Source organism: Enterococcus sp. S53, from assembly GCF_016516865.1.
In the GTDB taxonomy this organism is placed as follows: domain Bacteria; phylum Bacillota; class Bacilli; order Lactobacillales; family Enterococcaceae; genus Enterococcus_D; species Enterococcus_D innesii.
Genome location: NZ_JACVUH010000008.1, coordinates 23,765 through 48,553, shown reverse-complemented (window position 1 = coordinate 48,553; position 24,789 = coordinate 23,765). Strand labels below are relative to the sequence as shown.

Genomic DNA, 24,789 nt, shown 5'->3' with positions numbered 1-24,789 from the left:
TTATGAGTCGATTACAACGAATAATTTTCATCTCACTGCTGGTCGCCCAAGGGGTCGTGATTGGTTTAGTTGAAAATATGATCCCTTATCCATTTGCCTTTGCGCCTGGTGCGAAACTAGGTTTGGCAAATTTAATTACCATTATTGCTTTGTTCACCATGCCGAAAAAAGACAGCTTTCTCTTGATTTGGCTAAGACTGATCTTAACGACGTTACTAGGAGGAACGGTTTCGACCTTCTTATATAGTATGAGTGGTTCCTTACTGAGCTACTTTGGGATGTCTTTGGTGAAACAGTTGGGGCCTAAGCGTGTCAGTATCATCGGCATTAGTGCGGCCGGCGGTTTCTTGCACAACGTCGGACAGTTGATCACTGCCTCATGGATCGCTCAATCCTGGAGCGTGATGCTCTACTTGCCGGTCCTGTCTTTCTTTGGGATCTTGTCCGGGATCGCTATCGGGATCGCCGCCAACTACTTGCTGCGCCGTGTCGAAACACTGCGCCGTTTTCAAATTGATTATGAACGCCAGACCAAAGTCAAATGGCGCTCGGATTCAGAATAAAGGAGTTAATTATGAAACTTCATTCCATGTGGCAAGAGTATCCAGCACTGCAAGCTGACTTATCTGCCTCCTTGCAATTGATGGAAAAATCATTAAAACTAAAAAACAAAGAGGTCGAACAAGCGATCCTATCCATGATCCATTCAGGTGGAAAACTGCTGCGTCCTGCTTATCAGCTACTCTTTTCTGCTTATGGCAGTGACAAAGATCGCGAGAAAGCCGTCGCATTGGCGGCCTCGATCGAGATGCTCCACACTGCTTCGCTGATCCACGACGATATCGTCGATCATGCGGACACCCGCCGCAAGCTGCCGACCATTCGTTCCGAATTTGGCAACGATGTCGCTGTCTATGCTGGTGATTACCTCTTCGTCTGCTGCTTTAAATTGATGGCGGATTATGCTAGCTCCATGAAAAGCTTGCAGATGAATTCCCGTAGTATGGAAAAAATCCTGGCCGGCGAATTAGGGCAAATGAGCAAACGATATGATTTGTCCGTCACTGTCGAGGATTACTTAGAAAACATTCGTGGCAAAACCGCTGAATTGTTTGCTTTAAGCTGCTTTATCGGGGCTTATGAAAGTGGTACTTCTTTGCGCTTTGCCAATCAAGCCCGTGAGATCGGCGAAGCCATTGGCCTTGCCTTTCAAATCATGGATGACGTCTTGGATTACAGTCAAGACGCGACTGCCTTAGGAAAACCAGTATTGGAAGATGTTCGGCAAGGCGTCTATTCTTTGCCGCTGTTGATGGCATTGAAAAATGACCGCCAACAACTGTTGCCACTGCTGGAAAAACAAGCCGCCATGACTGAGGCGGATACCCATGAAGTCTATCGGATCGTCCAAGAAAGCGCCGGAATTGACGAAGCCAAGAAACTCGCTGCCGACTACACGAAAAAGGCTTTGCAGGCGATCCAGAAATTGCCTGAGACCAAAGATGAAACCAAAACATATCTTTATCAGATCACTGCTCAGATCCTTGGGCGTCAGAACTGATCAAGGATCTAGCAAAAGCCTAGCAGCTGGAATCATACTGAAATAAGTCCCCAAGGGTAGATTTTTGATCTACCTTTGGGGGCTTTTTAGTTGATAGCTAGAATTTTATACGCAAAAAAAGCCTCAACGGACAAATCATCTGTCCGTTGAGGCTTTTTTTCTTTTAACGCATCGTCACAAATTCTTCTGATCCCGTCGGATGAATGGCAACGGTTTGATCAAAATCTGCTTTTGTAGCACCCATTTTGATGGCTACAGCGAAGCCTTGCAGCATTTCATCGACACCGATCCCGATGCCGTGCAGACCGATGATTTTTTCTTCTTCTCCTAAGCACACCAATTTCATCTCACATTTTTGGCGATACTCATTTAAAGCAAAGTACATCGGTGTAAAGCGCGAACGATACACCTTTATCTGCTCTTGGCCGTATTTTGCCAAGGCTGCTTCTTCGGATAAACCAATCGTGGCAATCGGTGGATGCGTAAAAATGACCGTCGGCACTAAGTGATAATCCAAGTACGCATCGCTTTGACCGTTGAACAAGCGTTCAGACAAGCGACGACCGGCGGCGATCGCAACCGGAGTTAAATCCAATTTCCCGATGACATCGCCCACCGCAAAAATCGAGTCAGCTGTGGTATTTTGATATTTGTCCACAATGATAAACCCTTTTTCATCCAATTGGACATCGGTGTTTTCCAGACCTAACTTGTCCGTATTCGGCACACGACCACCAGCAAAAAGGACGCAATCGCCGGTCAAGGTTTCGCCATTTTCAAAGTGAACGATATACTCGTCACCTTCTTTATTGATACGAGAGGCAACGTAGCCTGCATAAGTTTCGATTCCTGATTCTTGGTACATCTCCACGAGATTATCCGCAAGCATCTTGTCAAAGGTTCGTAATGGCCGCTCTTTGCGGTACGCCCAAGCCACTTGGCTGCCCAGCTGTTGGCTGACACCGCTGATTTCGGCTGCGATGTAGCCTGCCCCTAAGACGACCATACGCTTTGGTGCTTCTCGCAGCGCAAAAAAACCATTCGAGTCAATGGCGTACTCACCGCCGGGAATATTCATCGCGCTAGGTTTTCCACCGGTGGCGATCAAAATGTTTGCTGCATGGTAGTTTTCCCCATTGACGGTAATCGTGTGGTTATCCACAAACTGTGCATAACCGTGGATAACTTCTACATTGTTGCTGTCTAAGCCTTTTTGATAGGCTGTGTGTAGAAAATCAATATATTTTTCACGGTTATCCACAAGCTCGGTAAAATTAAATTTATCCACATGTGGATAAATGCCGTAGCTAGTTGCGTCTCGCTTGATCATTTCTAACATCTCACTAGCTTGCCACATGACTTTTTTCGGTACACAGCCGACATTGACACAGGTGCCGCCTAATTCATTGCCTTCGATCAATAATACTTTGGCACCGTGCATCCCTGCCCGATTGGCTGAGGCGATCCCGCCGCTGCCGCCACCAATTACTATGTAGTCGTATGTTCCCATATTTGTTGTTTCCTCCTTAAGATTGTCTATGTTCTCATCGATCCTTTTTGGCTGGATTGATTCAACAAAAAAAGCCGAGAGAAACTCTCGACCTTATTTTTTCTTCCGAATCATGTCTCCGACTTCCACCGGTTCTTTGACCGGCATCGTCAGCAGCATCATAGGATTTGGTGCACGATCGATGGATTCACCGTCTTCATTATACATGACTTCGACGGTTTGGTGAAAGTGATGGAATCCGGGACCGTAAAATTCGATTTCATCGCCGACGGAAAAGTGGTTCCGTTGCCGAATCGTAGCGGTTTTCGTTGCCGGATCATACGCCATGACTTCCCCAATAAATTTGTATTGCGGAATTTTCCGACGTAGACCAAACAACTGCTCATTTTCACTTGGGGTATCGTAGTAAAAGCCTGACGCAAGCTCGCGCTGCGCAACTTTCCACAATTCATCGATCCATTCTTGTTTGCAGACATAGTTCTCTGGATCGGCCATGTAACTGTCCACGGCTGCTTTATAAACGTTCGCCACAGTTGAAACATAGTGGATCGATTTCATGCGGCCTTCGATTTTGAAACTATCCACGCCGTTTTCAATCAGATCAGGGATATGTTCGATCATCGACATATCCACGGCACTCATGGAAAACTCTTCTTCCACTGTCCCGTTTTTAGTCAAACTGTTTCGTTCCGTTGCAAACGGCATGTCAAACAAATCATATTTCCAGCGGCAAGATTGCGAACAGCCGCCGCGATTGGCGTCTCGCATCGACATATGATTGGACAAAGTACAACGGCCAGAATACGAAATACACATGGCGCCATGAATAAAGGCTTCAATCTCCACGCTAGTATTTTTGCGGATCTCAGCGACTTCCTCCATCGACACTTCTCGGGCGAGAACGACCCGTTCTAGGCCTTCTTCCCGCCAAAATTCCAATGTTTCATAGTTCGTGGCACTGGCTTGGGTGGACAAATGGATCGGTAGACCCGGCGCTTCTGTTGCGCAGATCTGTATCAATGCGGGATCAGAAACGATCACGGCCGAAATACCGACATCTCGCAATTCCCGAAAGAATTCCCCTGCACCTTCCTGATTGCCCTCATGGGTCACCATATTGGCTGCTACATAGACTTTTGCGTTGTGGGCTTTGGCAAAAGCCACCCCTTCCGCCATTTCTTCATAGGTAAAGTTACCCGCGCGACTCCGTAGACCATAGGCATTGCCGCCGATATAGACAGCGTCAGCGCCATAGTGGATCGCTGTTTTTAATTTTTCTAACGTACCAGCTGGTGCTAACACTTCTGGTCGTTTCAATGCTTGTTTAACGGTCATTTGTTCTTGCTCCTTACTTGATATCGTCAGGATCGATGGCATAAAATCCAGTGTCTAACCCACGTTCTGCCGGATGAAGTTGGGCAACTTGTTCACTGAGCACAGCTGCTTGCTCTGCTTGCCACTTCCCACTTTCCACAAGGCTCTTGGCTTGGGCAAACAGTTTAGCAATTGCCACAAAGGCAGCCCCTCGTGTATAGATTCCGTCCAGCTTCCAGGTTTGAAAGCCTGTTGCGTCTAATTCCGCCAGCTGCAGCATCAGATTGATGTCGTTATTGGCAAAAATGTGCGTGCCGTGGCTATCTTCATAAATGGAATAGTGGGTTTCTTCTTTTTTCGGTTCGGATAAAAACAACCCACGGTCGTGGTTCTTTTCTTCCGATTGTTGGGTATAGTTATAATAATTTTGTAAAAGCGGACGCTTCGATTGGTGAATGCAGGTCGCACCATAAACCAATACTTCCACAGGAATATTTAGTTGTGGCGCCATGATTTTCATTTCCTCGAAAGGAACTTCTCGCGCTAAAACGGCTGCCTTTGCTCCTTTTTGTCCCCAAAAATTGATTTGACGAGCGCTCGTTACTAAGGTTTCCCCTGCATAGATAAATGGCAAGGCACATTCTGGATTTTGCTTCATGCGGTAAATAATCCCAGGATCTCCGAGAGCGATTTGATCGGCTTGATTGGTCTTCAGAAATGCTAGGTATTCTGGAATCAGCTTCATTTTTTCTGGATGCATGATGCCATTGACTGCGATCGTCACTTTCTTTCCAGCTTCGTGGGCCATGTCGATCAGTCTGATTTGCTCTTCACGAGAAAAAGAGGTCGGTAGGCGCAGCCCGAATGTCTCTTCTCCAAAAAACAATGTATCAACATAAGGGATGAGCTGCTGTGCTTGCTCGATCGATTCCACCGTGGCGATAATCTCAACCATAATACTCCTCCTTTTTTCAACTCATTCATAGTATCACACAGCAGTGTTCTTTCCAAGAGGTCTCGTTACTCTTTTTTTCACGAATAGCGCTTTGCTCATTAATCAACCGCTGACATAAAGCTGTTTAGAAGGATATTTTTTTGTGAATCACCAATCATAATCAATGGAGAATTCTTGATCACTACTAGACATAGCAAGACAAAAAAGCGACGTTCCTATGGATGCCGATTGCTCGACCATAGAAACGCCGCTGCCGTTATTGGCTCGACTTAAACTTGTTGCAAGACCCGTGCTTGTCCCTCTTTGACATTGAGGGTGATCGATCCTTTGGAAGCACCGATCGTCACTTTGTCACCTAAATGAATTTGTCCTGATAGGAGTGCTTCACTTAAACGGTCTTCGACTTCTTTTTGCAAGGCCCGACGAATCGGCCGTGCCCCATATTCTGGATCAAAACCAGCTTTACCGATCACATCGATGGCAGATGGCGTGATCTTCAATTGGATGTCTTGGTTGCCTAATCGTTTGATGATCGCTTTGCTCATGATCTTCACGATCTCGTGGATCTCCCCTTCACCTAAGGATTGGAAGACTACTGTTTCATCCACACGGTTCAAGAACTCTGGACGGAAGGCTTTTTTCAGCTCTTCTAAGATCCGTTTTTGCATCGCTTGGTGATCTTTCGTTAAATCAGTGACATTAAAACCAACGCTTTTTTCTTCGCGGATTTGTTGGGCACCGATATTAGAGGTCATGATCAAAATCGTGTTGCGGAAATCGACCTTCCGACCTTTGGCATCTGTCAAATGACCATCATCCAGCACTTGCAAGAGGATATTGAAGACATCGGGATGGGCTTTTTCCACCTCGTCCAATAAGATGACGGAGTATGGTTTTGAACGGATTTTTTCCGTCAATTGCCCACCTTCATCGTAGCCGACATAGCCTGGCGGTGAACCGATCAAACGGCTCGTGCTGTATTTTTCCATAAATTCGGACATATCGACACGAACCAAGGCATCTTCACTGCCAAACATCGCTTCTGCTAAGGCTTTGGCAAGCTCGGTTTTCCCGACACCGGTCGGCCCTAAGAACATGAAGGAACCGATTGGGCGGTTGGGGTCTTTCAATCCACTGCGGGCGCGGCGGATCGAACGAGCGACTGCTTTGACCGCTTCTTCTTGGCCAACTACCCGTTGATGCAAGATCTTTTCAAGATCCAACAAGCGTTCGCTTTCTTTTTTCTCCATCTGCTGCAGAGGTACGCCGGTCCATTGGGAAACGACCGTGGCAACATCTTCTGCAGTAACACTATCGGCATAGCCTGAGGCTTCTTTGACTTCCATAAACGCTACTTCCGTCAGCTGTTGGGTCAATTTCTTTTCCTTGATCCGTAGACGAGCTGCTGCTTCAAAATCTTGCTGGCGAATGGCGGCTTCTTTTTCTTCGATCAAGTTAGCGATCTCGTTTTGCAGATCTGCCAATTCTGAACTTTCATCGGTTTTGTCTAAACGCACTTTGGCAGCTGATTCATCCATCAAATCGATGGCTTTATCTGGTAATTGGCGCGAATTGATGTAACGCACGGACAATTGCACAGCGGCGTGTAACGCATCATCAGAAATTTCCACCCCATGATGTTCTTCATAACGAGGACGCAACCCCCGTAAAATTTCTTCCGCTTCTTCTGGTGTTGGTTCGTCGACTTGCACCCGGGCAAAACGGCGTTCTAACGCAGAATCTTTTTCAATGTATTTTTGGTACTCATCTAGCGTTGTGGCACCGATGGTTTGCAATTCTCCACGGGCTAAGGCTGGTTTCAGAATATTCGAGGCATCAATCGCCCCTTCTGCTCCGCCGGCCCCAATCAGTGTATGCAATTCATCAATGAATAAGATGATTTGACCATCTTGATAGATCTCATCAATGATTTTTTTCATTCGGTCTTCAAATTCCCCACGATATTTCGTTCCGGCAACTAAAGCCCCCATGTCCAGCATCATCAAACGTTTGTTTTGCATGTCTTCTGGGACTTCCCCATTGATGATTTTTTGGGCTAAGCCTTCGGCGATCGCGGTTTTCCCAACACCAGGTTCCCCCACGAGAACAGGGTTGTTTTTGGTCCGACGGCTAAGGATCTGGATCAACCGCTTGACTTCTTTGGCACGACCGACAACAGGATCCAACCGTTTTTCACGGGCTAATTTGGTCAAATCACGGGCTAAGGAATCCAAGGTCGGTGTTCCTTGCTGCGCTTTGGCTTGGGCTGGACGACGACGACCAGCACTTCCGTTGGTTTTGCTTTCATTGAAGCCCATTTTTTTCTTCAAAAGCTGACGCATTTTCGCGAGACTCAAGCCGAGATTCAGCATGATTCGTGAAGCCAATATGTCTTCGTCTCTTAATAAGCCCAATAATAGATGTTCGGTACCGATTTGTGGTGCCCCTAAACGCTTGGCTTCATCCCCTGCATAAGCAAATGTATGTTTTGCTCGTGGTGAATATGCGAGATAGGCATTTTCTGGATATTGACGAACGGTGCCGTACCCTGTTAAATGTTCGATTTCTTCACGAATATCATTTTCTGTGATATTCATTTCCCGCAAGGTTTTGCCGGCAATCCCGTTTTGTTCAATGACCAATGCCAATAGAATGTGTTCAGAACCTACTGCTTGGTGCTTAAAGTATTTTGCTTCTTCTTGGGCGATAGCCAAAACAGCTTTCGCGCGTTGGGTGAATAATTCATCCATCTCTTTCACTTCCTGTCTTCGTAACTTAATCGTTCTAGAATTGCATGGAGCAAATCAGCTCGTGTTCTATTTTCATAAGGAGAACGTCCTAGAACTGCTTTCGCGATGACGGTCAACAATAAATTGCCTTCTCGCTTGGACAGGATTCCTTCCTCATAAAGTTTCTGGATTATTGCATATGCATCTTTTTCCGAGATGGTTTCATCGAATAATTGATTCATTTCTTTTAAGTAGTGGTGGCTGTCAGTAATTTTGACTTTCTCGATCCGAATATAGCCGCCCCCGCCGCGTTTGCTTTCAACCGCATAGCCTCTTTGAACGGTAAAGCGGGTATTGATCACGTAATTTATTTGTGAGGGCACGCAGTTGAACAAATTTGCCATTTCTGCGCGACGAATCTCAATGGTTTCACTGTCTTCAAGAATTTTCTTCAAATATGCTTCAATCAAATCGGAAGTATTGTGATGACTCAATTCATTCCCTCCCTTGACTAATTCTGACCTTCATTATACCCAATTTTTGATTCCTTGGAAAGATGTACGCTTGCACAAAGGGCCGGACTAAAGGAAATTTTAAAGACACCGGTGCCTCACTATAAGGTTTAGAAACAAAAACAAGCAGCTGGACGGGGAACAAAAAGAGAATTCTTTGGTCCCCGAAGGCTGCTTGGTTAAAGTATTTGGTTTTAGCTAGTTTCTAATCACTTTCTGAGCTACTTTCACTCGTAGCACTTGAATCAGAGGAATCATCTGAACTACTGCTTGGCGTCGATGAGGACGAATCATCTGGTTCAGGTCCTCTAGAGATCGTGACCGTTACAGTAGAGCCAACTTCGACGGAGGTTCCAGCACCTGGAGAGACACGGACAACATGTCCAGCTGGTACCGAGTCATTATAGCCGTCCTCTTCCTCAAAAGTTGAGTCCAATCCCGCTTCATTCAAGTCTGCTTCTGCATCGGCTTGGCTTTTCCCAACAATTCTTGGTACATTGACCATTTCCTGCCCACTGCTGACCGTCAAAGTGATGGTCGTTTGGGAAGTCACCACCGTTTCACCTGTTGCGGGTGCTTGGGCGATGATCGTGCCTGATGGTTGACTGCTAGATTGATAGTTCACTTCGATCTGTGATCGGTCGACACCACGAGAAGTCAATGCTGCTCGTGCATCTGCCTCTGTCATGCCATAATAGTTGTCCATTGCGAAGCTATCTGGTCCGGAGCTGACCTTAAAGGTGATTTCGTCTTCTGCTGGGGAAACTTCCCGCCCTGCTGCTGGTGATTGACTGATAATATCCCCTTCATCGACATCATCTGACGACTCTAGCTCTTCTTTGATTCTGTCTTCATCAAAGCCCAAATCGATCAACTCTTTTTTGACATCATCAAAGGAACGGCCTTCATAGTCATCAAGGGTGATTTTCTTCGTTCCACTACTGATGTAGAGAGTCACGACGGAATTCTTTTTGACTTCATTGCCTTCTGGGGGATCGGTTTTGACGACATTGCCTGCTTCGACTTCATCATCTTCGATTTCTTCCACCTCGTCTGCCACTTTCAAACCGGCGGCTTCCAGTTCGGCCCGAGCGGCGGCTTCTGTCTGACCACTGACTTCAGGAATTGCCACATCTCCCCGACCACCGCCGAATAGGAAGTAACTGCCTATCCCTAGCAGTGCGATCACCATAATGATTGGCAGCAGTAGCCAGCGCTTGCGTTTTTTCTTTTTCGGCTGCGCCGCTTCTTCAGCTTGATCCGCAGCCGTTTCTGCCACGGGTTCTTCCACTGGCGGCGTTTCGACTTGGGCTGCTTCCACAGGGGTCAGCACTCTCGTTTCATCCATCAGGGCATGAGGTTCCCATCTCGGTTCATTGAGCCGTTCAGGAGACAACACGGTATCGAGATCCGCCCGCATTTCATCGGCGGTCTTGTAACGATCCGCCGGTTCTTTGGCGGTCGCCTTCAACACGACGTTTTCCAGCGATTGTGGAACATTTTTGTCATAGATCCGAATCGAAGGGATCTCATCTTGGAAGTGTTTCAAGGCGATCGTTACGGCTGATTCGCCATCAAAGGGTACTTTGCCGGTTAAAATTTCATAGAGGATAATCCCGATCGCATAAATATCTGATTGATTGGTGGCCATACTGCCTCGTGCTTGTTCTGGTGAAAGATAATGCACCGAGCCTAGCATCGAGTTGGTTTGGGTGATCGATGTTTCTGATAGGGCGATCGCGATCCCAAAATCGGTGATTTTCACCACGCCGTCTTCATTGATCAGCACATTCTGGGGCTTTAGGTCCCGGTGAATGATGCGGTGCTGATGGGCCAATGCCACCGCTGATAAGATTTGTTGGATGATATCAACGATCTGCAAATAAGGTACGGGATAGTGCGTTTGGATATAGCGCTTGAGATCCATCCCTTTGACATATTCCATCACCAAAAACTGCATGCCGTCTTCTTCGCCGACATCATAAACGGTTACGATGTTGGGATGAACCAGCTCAGTCGCCGCCAAGGCTTCTCGTTGAAAGCGCCGAATCGCACTTTGGTCGTTTTGGAAGTCAAAACGAAGCACTTTGATTGCCACTTCACGGTCTAAGATCAAGTCATGCGCCAAAAACACATTTGCCATTCCGCCGCTGCCGATATTGCCGATGATTTTGTATCGGCCGTTTATCTTCTTCCCAATTTCGATCATGGGCGCTCTCCTCCAACTTTAATCAATAATACCGTGATATTGTCGACACCGCCGCGTTCGTTGGCTTGATCGATCAATGATTGCACTGCTTCTTCCAGCTCAGGGGTTTCTTGGATCGTTGCTGTGATCTCTTCATCTGAGACCATGTTGGTCAATCCATCTGAACACAGCAGCAAATAATCCCCGTCTGCAATAAAGTGGATCGCCACATCGACTTCGACTTCGCTTGGCATACCGATCGAGCGGGTCAAAACGTTTTTGCGAGGATGATTCAAGGCCATTTCTGCTGTGATTTGTCCTGACTTCACCAATTCATTGACCAGTGAATGGTCCTCTGTGATTTGGGTCAGCACTTGATTGCGTAAAAGATAGGCACGGCTGTCCCCGACATTGGCGATCGTAAACTGGTCGCCTAATAAGGCCACAGCAATGATCGTGGTGCCCATGCCGCTAAGTTCTTCTTGTTCTTGTCCTTTTTGGAAAATCACTTGGCTTTCCGCTTGGATTTTTTGGATCAGCCATTGGGCAGTTTTTTCACTATCTGTCAGTTCTGTCTGTTCCCAAGCGGTGCCGATCTCACTGACTGCTTGACGGCTAGCGACATCTCCGGCCCGGTGGCCCCCCATGCCATCGGCAAGCAAGGCCAATGTCACATTGGCTTTATTTACATAGGTTGCTGCAAAATCTTGGTTTGTGTTGCGACGTTTGCCGACATCTGTTTGAAAACGAATCTCCAATTTCTTTCACCTCGTTACTTTTTGCGTAGACAACTGATAAAAAAGCCATCTGTCATAAAATCTTGCGGATAGATCGTCAACATATCCTCTTGAACAGCTTCAGCTGCCAGCGGTCCTACCGCAAGAGGCATTTGCTCAAATTCAGGATGGTCAGCGAGAAACGCTGCCACGACTTGTTGATTTTCTTCCGCTAGAATCGTACATGTGCTGTAGACCATTATACCCGATTTTTTCAAGGTTGGGGCGGCACTTTCCAAAATCTCTCGCTGAATCTGCGGCAAGCGTTGGAAATCGGCTTCCGTCTTGCTGTATTTGATGTCCGGCTTACGGCGCATCAATCCTAATCCAGAACAAGGGGCATCCACTAAGATGCGATCAAATTGTTCAGGGGCAAAGGTTTGAGCCGTCTCCCGCGCATCCATCACGCGGGTTTCCACAACTGCTTCTACGCCTAAACGTTGGGCATTTTGCTGAATCAACTTAACCTTATGGGCATGGATATCCAGTGCTGTCACTTTGCCGCCCTCTGCGGCAGACAAGAAGGCAGCGATATGGGTCGTTTTGCCTCCTGGTGCTGCGCAGGCATCCAGTACTTGATGGTCTCGGGCTACTTGTAAAACGGGGGCAACCAGCATCGAACTTTCATCTTGGATCGTCAGTAAGCCTTCTTTGTAGAGGGACGAGCCCGCCATAAAGCCTTTGTCAGCCACAACCCCATAGGGGGAAAGCTCACTTGGTCGTGCGTCGATGCCTTCTTCTTGTAGCCGTTCGATCGCTGCTGCTTGCGAGATGCGCTGCAGATCGATACGCCCACTGGCATGATTGGGTTCAAATAGGGCATAGCCTAGCTCACTGGTTTCTTCGATCCCAATTTGTTTGACTAGTTTCTTCGTTAGCCACAGGGGCAAACTGATTTCCGTTGCTAAACGTTCCATTGGGTCTTTGATCAATGCCAAGTCTGGCACTCCTTGTCGTTGGATCGTGCGCAGGACGCCATTGACGAATTTTCCAGTTCCCGGATTGCCTTTGGCTTTCGCAATATCTACGGCTTCATGAATGATAGCATGGGCGGGTACTTTATCGAGATACAGCATCTGATACAAGGAAAGCCGCAGCAGCGTTTTGACCCACGGGTCGACTTTGCGGGCATTTTTAATAAAGCGATCCAAATAATAATCCAATAAAAGCTGACGACTGATGGTGCCGTACACCAATTCAGTCAGTAAGCGACCGTCTTTGTCATTTAAACGCCCTTGATTCATCAATTCCCGCAGCAGTAGATTGGAATAAGCACCGCCTTTTTCGATTCGCAACAACGCTTCTAGTGCCACAAAGCGCACTGTATATTGTATGTCTCCAAGATTACGCTTCATAGGTACCTACCTGATCCCCTTTTTGAATCTGTTGTCCACTGCCGTTTAAGAATGCGGCAATGTCTTGTCGGCCTTTTCCAGCTGGCTGCAATTCATCGATAGCCAATACCGTGCCTTCCCCACAAGCGATCAGCAACGTTTTTTTCGTCCGTTCAATGATCGTTCCTGGCGGGGCTGTCGTCGTTTGCTCCAGTGGTGTCACTTGCCAAAGCTTCCAGCGGTTGCCGTTTTGTGTCGTAAAGGCGATCGGCCATGGCCGCATGCCTCGGACTTGGGCATCGATTTGCACCGCCGTTTTCTGCCAGTCGATGGCTTCTTGTTCACGGCTGATATTTGGTGAAAAGGTGACTTTTGCTTCTTCTTGCGGAACCGGCTGCAGCTCTCCTGACAAGATTTTCGGCACAGTTTCCAGCAGCAAATCTTTGCCTAATAGGCTCAACTTATCAAACATCGTCCCCACATCATCTTGTGCCGTGATCGGCAAACGAGCTTGAGCAAAAATACCGCCAGCATCCATTTTTTTGATCATTTCCATGATGGTTACACCCGTTTCTTGCTCCCCTTCCATGATGGCATAATGCACAGGTGCTCCGCCTCGGTATTTCGGCAGTAGGGACGCATGAACGTTGATAGCGCCATACTTCGGTACTTCTAGTAAAGCACTAGGTAAAAATTGGCCGAAAGCTGCCGTGATCAGCAGATCAGGTGCCAAAGCTTGAATCTGCTCCATTTCTGGTGACCCACTGATTTTTTCTGGTTGTAAAATCAACAAGCCATGCTTCAACGCCGCTTCTTTGACGGGGGTCGGAGTGATGGTTTTTTTGCGACCGACGGGACGATCCGGCTGGGTCACGACTGCTGCCACTTCATAGCCGGCTTCAAGCAAGCCTTCTAAAATTGGGACGGAAAACGCCGGGGTACCCATAAAGACGATTTTAGTCATTTTCATGTTCCTCCATATACTTTTCTAAGTCTTCTTCAGGAATGCGTTCGACGAGCTTGTCGACAAACAGCACGCCATTTAAATGATCGATCTCATGCTGCATCGCACGCGCCAAGTAGCCGAATGCTTCCACTTCCATTTCCTCTCCTTCTCGGTCGAAATAGCGGACAGTGATCTCGTCTGCTCGTTTGACGGTCCCGAAGGTGTGAGGAATACTCAAGCAGCCTTCCACATCAAGGGATTCACCAGAAGAAGCGATGATCTCAGGGTTGATCATTTCAAAGCGGTCGTCTTCTTCGACTTCCACGATCGCCACTTGCAGGTTTTTGCCGACTTGCGGTGCGGCAATACCGATCCCGTCGTGGGCGACCATCGTTTCATAAAGGTCTTCTAGTAGCTGAACGAGCTCATCGGTAATAACTTTGACGGGTTTTGCTTGCCGACGAAGACGTTCATCGGGGGTGATAATAATAGGATAACGCATATTTTCTCCTCTAAATAAAATTCAGCGGCTCTTGGTCAATCGACACGTACAATCCTTTGCGCTGATCGATTTGACTTTGATCCAACAGACGGGTCAACAAAGCAGGTAGCTGCGGTTCATTTTTGTATTTAATGATCAATTGGTAGTAATAACGGTTTTTCACCCGCAAAATCGCACTGGGTGCCGGCCCCAATAAAATACTCTGCGGTGACAGCTCCTGCTGCAGATCCCGCGCGATCGCAAACATCTTCTGAGCTGCGACTTGCTCTTCGGGATGACTGCAGGTGATTTTGACGGTGAAATAATATGGTGGATAGCCGCTTTGGTGCCGCATCCACATCTCTTTTTGATAGAAATCTTCGTAATCTTGCGACTGCGCCAATTGGATGGCGTAGTGCTCAGGGTTGAATGTTTGGATCACCACTTCGCCGGTTTTTTCCGCCCGACCTGCCCGACCACTGACCTGAGTCAACAGCTGGAACGTCCGTTCACTTGAACGAAAATCTGGCAAATTCAAGGCGGTATCGGCATTCAAGACCCCTACCAGTGTGATATCAGGGAAATCCAAGCCTTTGGCGATCATTTGAGTCCCTAACAAAATATCCGCTTTTTTCTCCCCAAACAAGGTCAAGATTTTTTCATGGGCGCCTTTTTTGCGGGTGGTATCGACATCCATCCGTAAGACCCGCGCTTCGGGAAACAGTTCCTTCAACTCTTCTTCCACTTTTTGCGTACCCGTTCCGTAATAACGAATCTTGTCTGCATTGCAGTTGGGGCAACGATGGGGGATGTGTTCTTCATGTCCGCAATAATGACAGCGCATCGTTTTGGTATCCATATGCAGCGTCAAGGAGATGTCGCAATTTGGGCAAGGCAAAACATACCCACAATCGCGGCACATCACGAAGGAAGAGTAGCCGCGCCGATTCAGCAGCAAGACGATCTGTTCTTTGCGGGCCAAGCGGTCTGTAATTTTTTCCTGTAACGGACGAGAAAAAGTTTGATACTTTTTATTGGCAAATTCGGTACGCATATCCACGACTTCGATCTGCGGTAATTGCGCACTGGTTTTTGCCCGCTGATTCAATTTCAATAAGCGGTAGACTTCTTTTTGCGCCCGGGCACGAGATTCCAATGACGGCGTCGCACTGCCTAACACCACTGGACAGTGATGGTACTGGCTGCGCCAAATCGCTAAATCTCTCGCATGGTAACGAGGGGCTTCCTCTTGCTTGTAGGAGGCTTCGTGCTCCTCATCGACGATGATGACCCCGATGTTTTTCAACGGAGCAAAAATCGCCGAGCGGGCGCCAACCACCACCTGCGCCTCCCCACGTTCGATCTTACGCCATTCATCGTATTTTTCACCTTGGGACAAGCCGCTGTGTAAAACAGCCACTGCGTCGCCGAGACGGCTTTTAAAGCGTTCGACCATTTGCGGGGTCAACGCGATCTCTGGCACGAGCATGATCGCGGTTTTGCCTTGTTTCAGCAATTGGGCGATCGCTTGCAGATAGACTTCTGTTTTTCCACTGCCGGTGATCCCTTCCAGTAAAAAAGTCTGTGCCTCTTGGTTATCCGCACAAGCAGTGATTTGCGCTACTGCAGCTGCCTGTTCTTCATTTAATTCAAGGGGGACCGTTTTTTGAAATTGACGGTCTTTGTAAGGATCACGGTAGGCTTCAACTTCCGTAAAGGTCAGCCAACCAGCTTCTTGCGCTTGGTTCAAAGCCGCGGTGGAAATCCCTTGTTCGGTAAAAAAGGAAACCGGCAAGCGGGCTTCCTCTGTCAAAATCTGTAAGATTTCCAGCTTGCGTTTGGCCCCTTTGCGCAGCTGTTGCTGGACGGCGGGGATTTCTGCTGGCTCGATCTTGCGTTCAATGTAACGGGTCATTTTCGCTTTGTTTTTATTTTTCACGAGATACTGCAGTTCAACTACTGCGGCTTCTCGCAAAGGTTTCAACTGCGGCAGCAGCCCGGAACTTTCGGCGTCTTGCCAGCTGAGGATGCCGTTTTCGGGAAAATATTCTTTGATGGGATGATTTCCTTCCAGCAAAACGATCTGCTTTTGGTACTCGGCTTTCATCACACTAGGCAGCATCGTCTGCAAGCAAGTGATCTTAAAGGCAAAGGTCGTTTCCTTCATGTAGTCGGCTAATTGGAGAAGTTCTTCATTGACGACAGGCGACAAATCCAACAAACGAACGATTGGTTTTAAGGTCTGCTGCGGTTCGGCAATTTCTGAAAGGCCGACGACGAACCCTTGAATATGGCGGTCGCCCTTGCCAAATGGCACTTCGACCCGCATCCCTGTCTCAATGGCGGCTTGTAATTCTGATGGGATCAGATAGGTAAAAGGCTGATCGGTCTGCATCGTGGGAACATCCACGATCACTTCTGCTATGTACGCCATTTCTTCTCCTCCTTTTAGGTTCTATTTTACTAAATGGGTGGGGGTTTGTCTGTACCCCTTACAAAAATTTAACCATCATCATTCAAAAGAAAAAGCCAGAACACAGGCGTGCTCTAGCTTGCTTTTGTCTATAGCTTTTGTTCGTCGCGGATACGCGCTTCTAATTCTTTTTGTTCTTGGTCTTTTTGCGCTTTGCGCTCTTCTTGTTCCATTTTCAAGCGGGCCCGTTTGATTTCTGGATGCGGATCATTAACGACTAATTCCGCTTCGATTTCTTCAAGCGCTTGACCCACGCTTTTCACTGAATCAAAGTTTTCTAGTGTTGCTTGCGCACCGGCATCAAGTTCATGCGCCCGTTTGCTTGCTAAGATCACTAATGAATATTTTGAATTGACACGATCCAACAAAGAATCGATTGAAGGTTTTAACATCATATTTCTTACAGCTCCTCTAACATTTTGATATAGGTTCCGATCACTCGGTCAACGCGAAAATGTTCACTTGAAATAATTTCGCGAATTCGTTGGACTGCCTTAGGTACTTCATCATTGACAACGGCATAATCATACAAAGCCATCATTTCGATTTCTTCACGGGCGACACGCATCCGTTCATCGATCACTTCGGCAGAGTCGGTTCCTCTTCCTGTAATACGAGAGCGTAATTCTGCCAGATCAGGTGGCGTCAGAAAAATAAACACACCATCGGGAACTTTGTCTTTTACTTGTTTTGCCCCTTGCACTTCGATCTCTAAAAACACATCTTTTCCTTGATCCAGTGTCTGTTGGACATAAGATAATGGGGTGCCATAATAATTGCCGACATATTCGGCGTATTCCAGCATTTCACCGGCTTCGATCAAGGCTTCAAATTCTTCCCGCGTGCGGAAATAGTAATCGACCCCTTCCACTTCCCCCTCGCGTTTTTGACGAGTGGTCATTGAAACGGAATATTGAAAATCGTTGTCGTCACTCTCAAAAATTGCTTTGCGCACGGTCCCTTTCCCTACTCCGGAAGGTCCTGATAAAACTATAAGTAATCCTCGCTCTGACATAATGACGTCCTTTCACTGACATTTGCTTAACGTCTATTTTGCACTTTTTTTCAGCAACTTTCAAGAACTACTTTATTATAATGGGAATTTCATGAAATTGCTAGTCTACACTTCGGCTGCTTTCTTAAAAGCCCATGTTGCTTAAGGTATTGATGACCCCTGCTAATTCGTCTTTGGCGGTGATCGCTTTTTCGGTAGGATCCGTCACTTCTTGGCAATCGATACGCACGATGTACCGACGATTTAAAGAAACAGCTACGCCATCAACTAGTAGATGAAGAAAATCCGGCTCGATGGCTACGCAGGCATCTTCCCATGCAGAGAAATTCTCTTTGTCAGAGGGAATACTGCGCTTGATGACATTTTTTCCGCTTAGTTCGTGAAAGGTGATATCGTAATATTTCATTGGTTCATTCCTCCTACTCGATGTTTTGAACTTGTTCTCTGATTTTTTCAATGATCGTCTTCATTTGGACGACACTGTTTTTGATTTGGATCGGACTCGATTTTGAGCCAATCGTATTGACTTCCCGGTTCATCTCTTGGATCAAGAAATCCAGCTCTCGACCTATTGGTGTCTCGGCTGCCAGCAGTTCCGTCATCGTCGTTAAATGGATACTTAAACGATCCAGTTCTTCGTGGATATCGCCGCGTTCCAATAAAATCGCCAACTCTGTCAGTAAACGATCGCGATCGACTTCTTCCCCTAGATAGGCAGTCAGTTTCTTTTCAAAGCGTTCTTGGTAGTCCGCCTCATAGAGGGTCACGAATTGTTTGAGTTCTGTCAGTTTTTCCTGCAGCTGTCGCTGGTTTTCTTGTAAGATCTGCAGAATGCCTTGCCCTTCCACCCAGCGGCTTTGGTCGATCGCTGCCAACGCTTGGTCTAATGCTTCCATCACGCCATCGGCCAAGGTGCTTTCTTCTGGCTCTTGATCAGAGATCGTTAGAAAAGCCTCATGGAGCAGGAATTGTTCCAGCAATGCTGCTTTTGGCAGCTCTGGCAGGTCAAAACGGTCTTTGGCTTCGGTATCGATCTCCTGCATGAAACGTTCCAGTAGGTCCCATTGGATCTCGATCTGTTTCGTATTTGCGGTTTTTTCTTTTAAAGTCACATACAATTCGATCCGTCCTCGCTGGAGGGTCTGCTTGATCGACTGCCGTAAAGCACCTTCTAGAGGATTCAATTGTTTGGGCATTCGCAGCTGCAGGTCCAAAAAGCGCTGATTGACACTTTTGATCTCAATTTCGATCTGCACATCTGGCGTTTCTGCACTGCCTTTGCCAAAACCAGTCATACTTTTCATTTGATCACTCCTCACCCTTTTGCTTTCTTACATGGAAAGCAAGGCTTTTTTAAGTTCTGCAAATTCTTCATTGGATAAGGTGACGCCTTTGCCCATCTTCTCGTGCTCTGGGCCCCAATCTCTCAGATCAAATTTTGGCGGACGCCCATTCCAGCTCACCAAATTCAATTCTTTGCGCCAGCCTCTTTGATTTTCCGAAAGCACGGCGATCTCTTCAACGATTTCATACGAAAATTTATCCATTTTCTGCTCCTTTCAAAAGATAGTGACTATACGCTGCCATCAAAGCAGTCAGCGGGTAACGCCGACGAATCTGCTGAAGGGCGGGCAGATTCAATTGCTGCGTCCGATAAAAAAAGAAAAAGCGGTTTTGCTCGGACAAGACAAAAAAACGGTCGCGATAATAACTCAGCCACTCGGTGATCGACCAGGCATCGGCTTCTTCCACTGCCTTTAGCGCAATTTTTTCAGCTAAAGCCGTTAGCATCGTTTCCTGCTCATAAATCACCGTAGGCGCTAGATACAATACTTTCGCGGTACACTCTATCAGTATACGCCCCCACTGCTCAAATGGCACATCCTGTTGATAGAATTTACGCATTTTTTTCCAAAATTCTTTTTTCTTTAGTTCCTGATAAAGCAGCGGGTCTGTCTGGCGCAGCTCTTTCAAAAAGCCCCGCCATAACGGCTGAAAATCAACCGTCTTTTCAAAGGTATACCAATGGCCTTGGTATTTGCCGAACACTTTCAAGGTTTCCAAATAGCCTAAGGTCATATTATCCAGCGAACGCTGGGCATCAAAAACCAAAAAGCTGCCTAAGGACCAAGGAGACCCCAACGAAAGCTGCGCGGTTTCTTCCGTCACAACCGTCCTTTTATTGATGCCGGGTCCTTGGACATCCACGGTGATACATTCCGTTGCCCCTTGCTGGAGAGCGACATCGATGGGCAGGTTATTGCGATAGCCGCCATCGATATAATAGGCGTCGTTAATTTTTTGCGCCTGCATCGCTGGATAAAATGAGGCGGATGCCAACAACCAATGCAGATTTTCCTCAACTGCGGATGGATCAAAGGCATAGATCGTCTCCTTGAAGTCGGGCAGACGAGTCGTACAGATCAGCAAATGACAAGCAGTTTGGCTGAATTTTTCTTGATCAAAGGTCTTTTGCAAAAGCTTTGCCAAGGGTTCGGTACTGGCGCCGTTGCTTTTGACCGCTTCGCGGACCAGCGAGTTGGCTTGATTCATCAAATCCCGCAGCGTTTGGGCTCGTACCGAAGCAAGCGGATAGTGCAATACTTGTTCGCTGGAGATATTTGCCCATAAATCGACGGCCGCTTCCACATCGTTCATTAAAATCAAGGCACCATTCAACGCACCGACGGAAGTTCCCGTGATCCATTCAAAGGTGATGCCCCGTTCTTGCAGCGCTTGCCAAACCCCGATTTGATACGCCCCATGAGCACCGCCACCGCCTAAAACCAGCGCCGTCTGATAAGCTAGCGCTTTTTGATACCCTTGAGGGACCTCCTGATACCCTTGCTGGATAAACCACTCAGCCAAGGGGGTCCGATGAGGGAGCTGCCACAAGACGGCTGCTACAAAACGACTGCGGGCAAAGCTTTCTGTCACAGCTAGCAGTTGTTTCCAAGTAAACTCGGCGGCTGCTTCCACCAGCAGATTGGTGATAGTCAGTGTCTTTTGGTCAAAATCAAACTGCCCGGCAAGGTAAAAGCGGCCATAACGGCTGTCGATCTGCCAGCCCTGCTGCGACATGTCGGCAAGAAAGGCTCGTCGCGCTTTTGAGTGCGACTCAAAAAAGGAAAAGACCAGTCGGCTTTCTTGAAACCCTGCCCTTTGTGCAAGAAAATCGATCGAAGTCAGTTTTTTCACTTTCATCAAGACGCCTCCTTAAGCAAAAAAGAATAGACGAATGACACGCCGGCTGCCGTACCACTCGAGCTATTCTTTTGATTAAAATGTTCGTTGTGCCATGTTGAATGCTGCCAACATCTCATCCGTGGCTTCATCGACTGGCGTCACAGATTCCAAATCACCTTGGATCACACGACGGGTGACACCGCCCATTTCGCCACAGGTGATCAGCGTGATCATTTTGCGGCCTTCTACTTCGTCAAGCAAATAGACATCGGTCGGATCGACCCGCACAGAAGAAGTCGCGGTATACGTGTAAATATTTTCCAGATCGGTCACATAGATAGCCGCCCCGATGGCGACATCATCCAATGGTGTAAACAAAAGATCTGGCGATTGGGCGCGATGGCTAGCCAACGCGTAATTGCCTTCCCCCATTTTTTGGGTGGGACTTAACGTACCAGCACCATACAGCAAGGCCTCGTTGGCCAAGCCTTTAAAAATCGGTAGATTGATCCCAACACTGGGAACCGCCACGCCGCCGATCACTGGCAAAGCTTTGTTGCTCAGCTGCGCCCGTAAGACTGCTTCTGAACTCGCCGGCTCCACGGCATCAAAATCAAAGGTCGCTTCCGCTTCCATGTTTTTTTCCACATCACTACGATCAATGGTGCCGACTGCGTAAGCTTCACCCGTTTGTTTAATAAAATAATTTTTGATTTGATTATTAAAAATCAAGGCTAAACCAATCAATAACAGCAAAAGCAAAAAGAGATTGCTCAGCCAATTGGAAAGTCTACTTTTCTTTTTTCTCATAGGTTCTCGTCTCCATTAGTTTCTTCTTTTATCATACCAAAATCCTCATAAAGACGCCAATTTGGGCAATTTTTTTTACGAAAAGACAAGATTTGCCTTTTTTTGTCGAAAAAGGGAACTTAAAAATTGTTTTTTCTGTTATTTTGTAATATAACTTTAAACGAAAAGATACAAGCAATTTTCAGCGCTTTGTTGTAGAATGAACTTAGTAGATAGGAGGGATCGATCGGCATGTCTAACACGATTTACGTACATATTGATACAACCAGCAATGCCGTCTTGACCCGCGGGCTTGCCCCCCAAGATTTTAACAAGAGCATTGTCCATCAGCCCAAGAATCTGCTCTTGCTTGATCCTTCCAGTGATTTCGGCGAATTCGACGGTCATACGGGCTTAAAAGTTATTCGTGGAATGGAAGATGTCCAACTGTTTTTTCAGCAGATCAACAAAGGTCGCATTGCCGAAGAAATGAAGTGGATCGATTTTAATGATTACGAGATGGTCAAAGAATTGACGCCTTTAGAGATCTCCGAATTGTTATATTTTGGCCACATGAAGACACACCTCCACTCCCCTTTCTTTTACAAACTGCAAAATAACTTTGTTTTCTTTGACTTAAAAGATGCACGTTCCCGTGTTTATTATCGCTATTTAGATGAATATTACCGGATCTTGGCGGATCGGATCACCCGCATCGTCTTAGAAAAAATCAATGATCGCCTCTCCTTTTTTAAAAAAGCAACACCGGTTGAAAAGCTCGATTTTAATTTGCTGAAAGAATTGCGGGGAATCATGCAAGAAGGCATCGTCTTCTGTCTGACACAAGAGCAACTGATCGATAAAACTTATACGATCCCGATCTATCTGTCAGAAGATGCTGGCTTGAAAAGCACATTGGTCAATCAAAAAGAGTTAGATCAAATTGCAGTTTTGCGCTACTCAGCCAGCAAAAAAAGCTGGTCGTTGGAAATCGACCAAGAAGATTTGGCTTTTGGCTTTTTCGACAAAAAAATGTCTTGATGCTTCTCTTTTTCAAAGAGCATCAAGACATTTTTTATGATTTCATTTCTAAAACTAAGCTTTAGGCACAAATAATTTTGGAGCGGCCTTGACTAAGAGACCTAATACGACCCCTACATAAACGATATTGATGATGACCGATGACCCATTAAAGATCAAGGAATACAGATACGGACTTTGTCCTGGCGGTGCGTACATTCCCCAGACAAAAACCCCTGCCCAATAATGCCAAAACCAACGGCTAATCACCGCCACGATGCCCCCTAAGACGACATACCACGTAACGTTTTTGCTGTTTTGACGGATCGCTTGCTGGATTTTATTAGCAAACATGCCGCCCATCCCACCAAAAGCAAAGGCAAAGGGATATTCAAAGATGATCTGTGGAACGGTGATAAAGTTACGCATCGCACTACCAATCAAAATATTCAGCAAGCCCCACATAAATCCCGCCGTCATTCCCGGCAGCACCCCGCGACGATACGAATACAAGACCAAGGGCACGAGCCCTAGAGACAAGTCGATACTGGAATTGGCTGTCTGGATCGGGATATACGACAAGACGACCCCGATCGCAGCAATCATCGTTCCTTCCGTCCACACTTGCAGCGACATTTTTCGTTTCAAAAAAACTCCTCCTTTAGAATCATCACAATTCACAAAGGAGAAGTGTTAGACACTTCAACTCGTCACAATTCCTACGTTCGCATGATCGAAACAGGTACGAAGGGTTTAGAGTACTCTCATTCTCAGCCTTTGCAGACTCCCCTTTGTGATTAGATTCTATTTTATTTTTTGCTTGCGTTTCGCAAGTCACTTTCAAGAATACCATAAATTGATGAAAAGAAACATGACTGCGATCGTTTTTTCTAAAAACATCCTGAAACTCCTCAGAAAAAAACAGCCAATGAGGGGCTAAAGACCGACCATTGGCTGTTTTTCTCATGCATATGAGACACGATTAAATTGATAATTTTGATTCAAACAGTGGACTTACTGGTTTGTTCTCATGGATTCGTTTGATCGCTTCGCCCATCAAGGCACCGACACTGATCTCATCGATTTTTTTCGACTTGCGGTCTTCTGGCAAGTGAATCGAATCTGTCACAACTAGATGCTCAATGGCCGAATCTTCGATCCGTTCCAAGGCAGGTCCTGACAAGACAGGGTGAGTACATGAGGCGTAAACACTTTTAGCTCCTGCTTGTTTCAACGCGTTCGCAGCCAATGTGATGGTACCCGCAGTATCGATCATATCGTCGATCAAGACACAAGTTTTGCCTTCAACATGACCAATGATATTCATGACTTCCGCTACGTTGGCTTTCGGACGACGTTTGTCGATGATCGCGATTGGTGACTTAAGAAACTCAGCTAATTTGCGGGCACGAGTCACGCCCCCGTGGTCTGGTGAAACAACGACGACATCATCGCCTTGAATGCCTCTTTCCAAGAAGTAGTTGGCGATCAATGGTGCACCCATCAAGTGGTCAACGGGGATATCAAAGAACCCTTGAATCTGTGAGGCATGCAAATCCAGTGTAACCATGCGGTTCGCACCGGCTTTTTCGATCATGTTTGCTACAAGTTTTGCGGTGATTGGTTCTCTTGATCGCGCTTTGCGGTCTTGTCTTGCATAACCATAATAAGGCATTACTACATTGATCGTCTTCGCACTGGCGCGCTTCAAAGCATCGATCATGATCAGCAATTCCATTAGGTTATCGTTTACAGGGCTGCTGGTTGATTGAATCACGTAGACGTGGGCACCACGAATACTTTCTTCAATATTCACTTGGATTTCACCATCGCTAAATTGTTTGACTGAACACTTACCTAATTCAACACCTACTGCAGCTGCGATTTTTTCCGCCAAAGGACGATTTGAGTTCAGAGAAAAAATCTTCAATCTTGGATCAAAATAATGATTTGACATGAGAACCTCCACTTTCTTTGCGTTCATCTAGAAAAAAATGACT

General features: G+C 46.7%; 23 protein-coding genes and 1 riboswitch. Of the genes, 3 read left to right on the top strand and 20 right to left on the bottom strand.

Annotated elements, in window-relative coordinates; all coding sequences use genetic code 11:
* Window positions 1-2 precede the first annotated feature (2 nt).
* Together IAE45_RS11370 and IAE45_RS11365 are read left to right on the top strand one after the other, a co-directional pair.
* Entirely contained in the window at window positions 3-563 is a 561-nt protein-coding gene (locus IAE45_RS11370) for a Gx transporter family protein (RefSeq protein ID WP_005232987.1), read from the top strand.
* A gap of 11 nt (window positions 564-574) precedes the next feature.
* Window positions 575-1,561: a polyprenyl synthetase family protein gene (locus IAE45_RS11365; protein ID WP_081119194.1), complete on the top strand. Its 987-nt coding sequence runs from the start codon at window positions 575-577 to the stop codon at window positions 1,559-1,561.
* A 163-nt stretch (window positions 1,562-1,724) separates the two neighbouring features.
* Here the strand turns inward: IAE45_RS11365 and gor are convergent, their stop codons facing one another.
* The 18 genes from gor to IAE45_RS11275 all read right to left on the bottom strand — a co-directional run bounded on the left by gor (window position 1,725) and on the right by IAE45_RS11275 (window position 21,790).
* On the bottom strand, window positions 1,725-3,071 hold the full coding sequence (gene gor / locus IAE45_RS11360; RefSeq protein WP_081119195.1) for a glutathione-disulfide reductase: 1,347 nt from the start codon (window positions 3,069-3,071) through the stop codon (window positions 1,725-1,727).
* A 93-nt stretch (window positions 3,072-3,164) separates the two neighbouring features.
* Window positions 3,165-4,406 carry a peptidase U32 family protein gene (locus tag IAE45_RS11355; RefSeq protein WP_081119196.1) on the bottom strand — a complete coding sequence of 414 codons (1,242 nt, stop codon included), beginning with the start codon at window positions 4,404-4,406 and terminating at the stop codon, window positions 3,165-3,167.
* A gap of 13 nt (window positions 4,407-4,419) precedes the next feature.
* Window positions 4,420-5,340, bottom strand: coding sequence for a peptidase U32 family protein (locus IAE45_RS11350; protein ID WP_200127205.1), 921 nt, complete (start codon window positions 5,338-5,340; stop codon window positions 4,420-4,422).
* Window positions 5,341-5,609: 269 nt separating this feature from the next.
* The gene (locus IAE45_RS11345) at window positions 5,610-8,090 is read right to left on the bottom strand and encodes an ATP-dependent Clp protease ATP-binding subunit (RefSeq protein ID WP_008381720.1); all 2,481 of its coding nucleotides are present in this window, start codon (window positions 8,088-8,090) and stop codon (window positions 5,610-5,612) included.
* A gap of 5 nt (window positions 8,091-8,095) precedes the next feature.
* The gene (locus IAE45_RS11340) at window positions 8,096-8,563 is read right to left on the bottom strand and encodes a CtsR family transcriptional regulator (protein WP_005230319.1); all 468 of its coding nucleotides are present in this window, start codon (window positions 8,561-8,563) and stop codon (window positions 8,096-8,098) included.
* A 223-nt stretch (window positions 8,564-8,786) separates the two neighbouring features.
* Window positions 8,787-10,790 carry a Stk1 family PASTA domain-containing Ser/Thr kinase gene (gene pknB / locus IAE45_RS11335; protein ID WP_096741974.1) on the bottom strand — a complete coding sequence of 668 codons (2,004 nt, stop codon included), beginning with the start codon at window positions 10,788-10,790 and terminating at the stop codon, window positions 8,787-8,789.
* Complete coding sequence (locus IAE45_RS11330; protein WP_077454136.1) at window positions 10,787-11,527, bottom strand: Stp1/IreP family PP2C-type Ser/Thr phosphatase; 741 nt, start codon at window positions 11,525-11,527, stop codon at window positions 10,787-10,789. Before IAE45_RS11330 ends, pknB begins: the two co-directional genes overlap by 4 nt.
* Before the next feature lie 14 nt (window positions 11,528-11,541).
* Window positions 11,542-12,900: a 16S rRNA (cytosine(967)-C(5))-methyltransferase RsmB gene (rsmB, locus tag IAE45_RS11325; RefSeq protein ID WP_015510616.1), complete on the bottom strand. Its 1,359-nt coding sequence runs from the start codon at window positions 12,898-12,900 to the stop codon at window positions 11,542-11,544.
* Window positions 12,890-13,843, bottom strand: a complete 954-nt coding sequence (gene fmt, locus IAE45_RS11320; RefSeq protein WP_081119199.1) for a methionyl-tRNA formyltransferase — start codon at window positions 13,841-13,843, stop codon at window positions 12,890-12,892. The genes rsmB and fmt overlap by 11 nt, the downstream gene beginning before the upstream one ends.
* Complete coding sequence (gene def, locus IAE45_RS11315; RefSeq protein ID WP_081119200.1) at window positions 13,836-14,327, bottom strand: peptide deformylase; 492 nt, start codon at window positions 14,325-14,327, stop codon at window positions 13,836-13,838. The genes fmt and def overlap by 8 nt, the downstream gene beginning before the upstream one ends.
* A 10-nt stretch (window positions 14,328-14,337) precedes the next feature.
* The gene (gene priA, locus IAE45_RS11310; protein WP_081119201.1) at window positions 14,338-16,740 is read right to left on the bottom strand and encodes a primosomal protein N'; all 2,403 of its coding nucleotides are present in this window, start codon (window positions 16,738-16,740) and stop codon (window positions 14,338-14,340) included.
* Window positions 16,741-16,868: 128 nt separating this feature from the next.
* Complete coding sequence (gene rpoZ, locus IAE45_RS11305; RefSeq protein ID WP_005232977.1) at window positions 16,869-17,174, bottom strand: DNA-directed RNA polymerase subunit omega; 306 nt, start codon at window positions 17,172-17,174, stop codon at window positions 16,869-16,871.
* A gap of 5 nt (window positions 17,175-17,179) precedes the next feature.
* Complete coding sequence (gene gmk / locus IAE45_RS11300) at window positions 17,180-17,794, bottom strand: guanylate kinase (RefSeq protein ID WP_005230308.1); 615 nt, start codon at window positions 17,792-17,794, stop codon at window positions 17,180-17,182.
* A gap of 124 nt (window positions 17,795-17,918) precedes the next feature.
* Window positions 17,919-18,200 carry a hypothetical protein gene (locus IAE45_RS11295; protein WP_005230307.1) on the bottom strand — a complete coding sequence of 94 codons (282 nt, stop codon included), beginning with the start codon at window positions 18,198-18,200 and terminating at the stop codon, window positions 17,919-17,921.
* Window positions 18,201-18,213: 13 nt separating this feature from the next.
* A complete protein-coding gene (locus tag IAE45_RS11290; protein WP_081119202.1) occupies window positions 18,214-19,098 on the bottom strand; it encodes a YicC/YloC family endoribonuclease in 885 nt (294 codons plus the stop codon).
* Between the two features lie 27 nt (window positions 19,099-19,125).
* Window positions 19,126-19,341, bottom strand: a complete 216-nt coding sequence (locus tag IAE45_RS11285) for a YdbC family protein (protein ID WP_005230288.1) — start codon at window positions 19,339-19,341, stop codon at window positions 19,126-19,128.
* The gene (locus IAE45_RS11280; RefSeq protein WP_081119203.1) at window positions 19,334-20,998 is read right to left on the bottom strand and encodes a patatin-like phospholipase family protein; all 1,665 of its coding nucleotides are present in this window, start codon (window positions 20,996-20,998) and stop codon (window positions 19,334-19,336) included. Before IAE45_RS11280 ends, IAE45_RS11285 begins: the two co-directional genes overlap by 8 nt.
* Window positions 20,999-21,073: 75 nt before the next feature.
* A complete protein-coding gene (locus IAE45_RS11275) occupies window positions 21,074-21,790 on the bottom strand; it encodes a class A sortase (protein WP_077454132.1) in 717 nt (238 codons plus the stop codon).
* 231 nt (window positions 21,791-22,021) lie between these two features.
* Here IAE45_RS11275 and IAE45_RS11270 point away from each other — a divergent pair, with 231 nt between their 5' ends.
* Window positions 22,022-22,810 carry a hypothetical protein gene (locus IAE45_RS11270; protein ID WP_081119204.1) on the top strand — a complete coding sequence of 263 codons (789 nt, stop codon included), beginning with the start codon at window positions 22,022-22,024 and terminating at the stop codon, window positions 22,808-22,810.
* A 54-nt stretch (window positions 22,811-22,864) separates the two neighbouring features.
* On the opposite strand, the gene thiT is transcribed toward IAE45_RS11270, so the two are convergent.
* Both thiT and IAE45_RS11260 read right to left on the bottom strand, forming a co-directional pair.
* Window positions 22,865-23,437: an energy-coupled thiamine transporter ThiT gene (thiT, locus tag IAE45_RS11265; protein WP_081119205.1), complete on the bottom strand. Its 573-nt coding sequence runs from the start codon at window positions 23,435-23,437 to the stop codon at window positions 22,865-22,867.
* 51 nt (window positions 23,438-23,488) lie between these two features.
* Window positions 23,489-23,590: riboswitch (TPP riboswitch) on the bottom strand.
* Between the two features lie 181 nt (window positions 23,591-23,771).
* Window positions 23,772-24,746, bottom strand: coding sequence for a ribose-phosphate diphosphokinase (locus IAE45_RS11260; protein WP_005230276.1), 975 nt, complete (start codon window positions 24,744-24,746; stop codon window positions 23,772-23,774).
* Window positions 24,747-24,789: the final 43 nt, after the last annotated feature.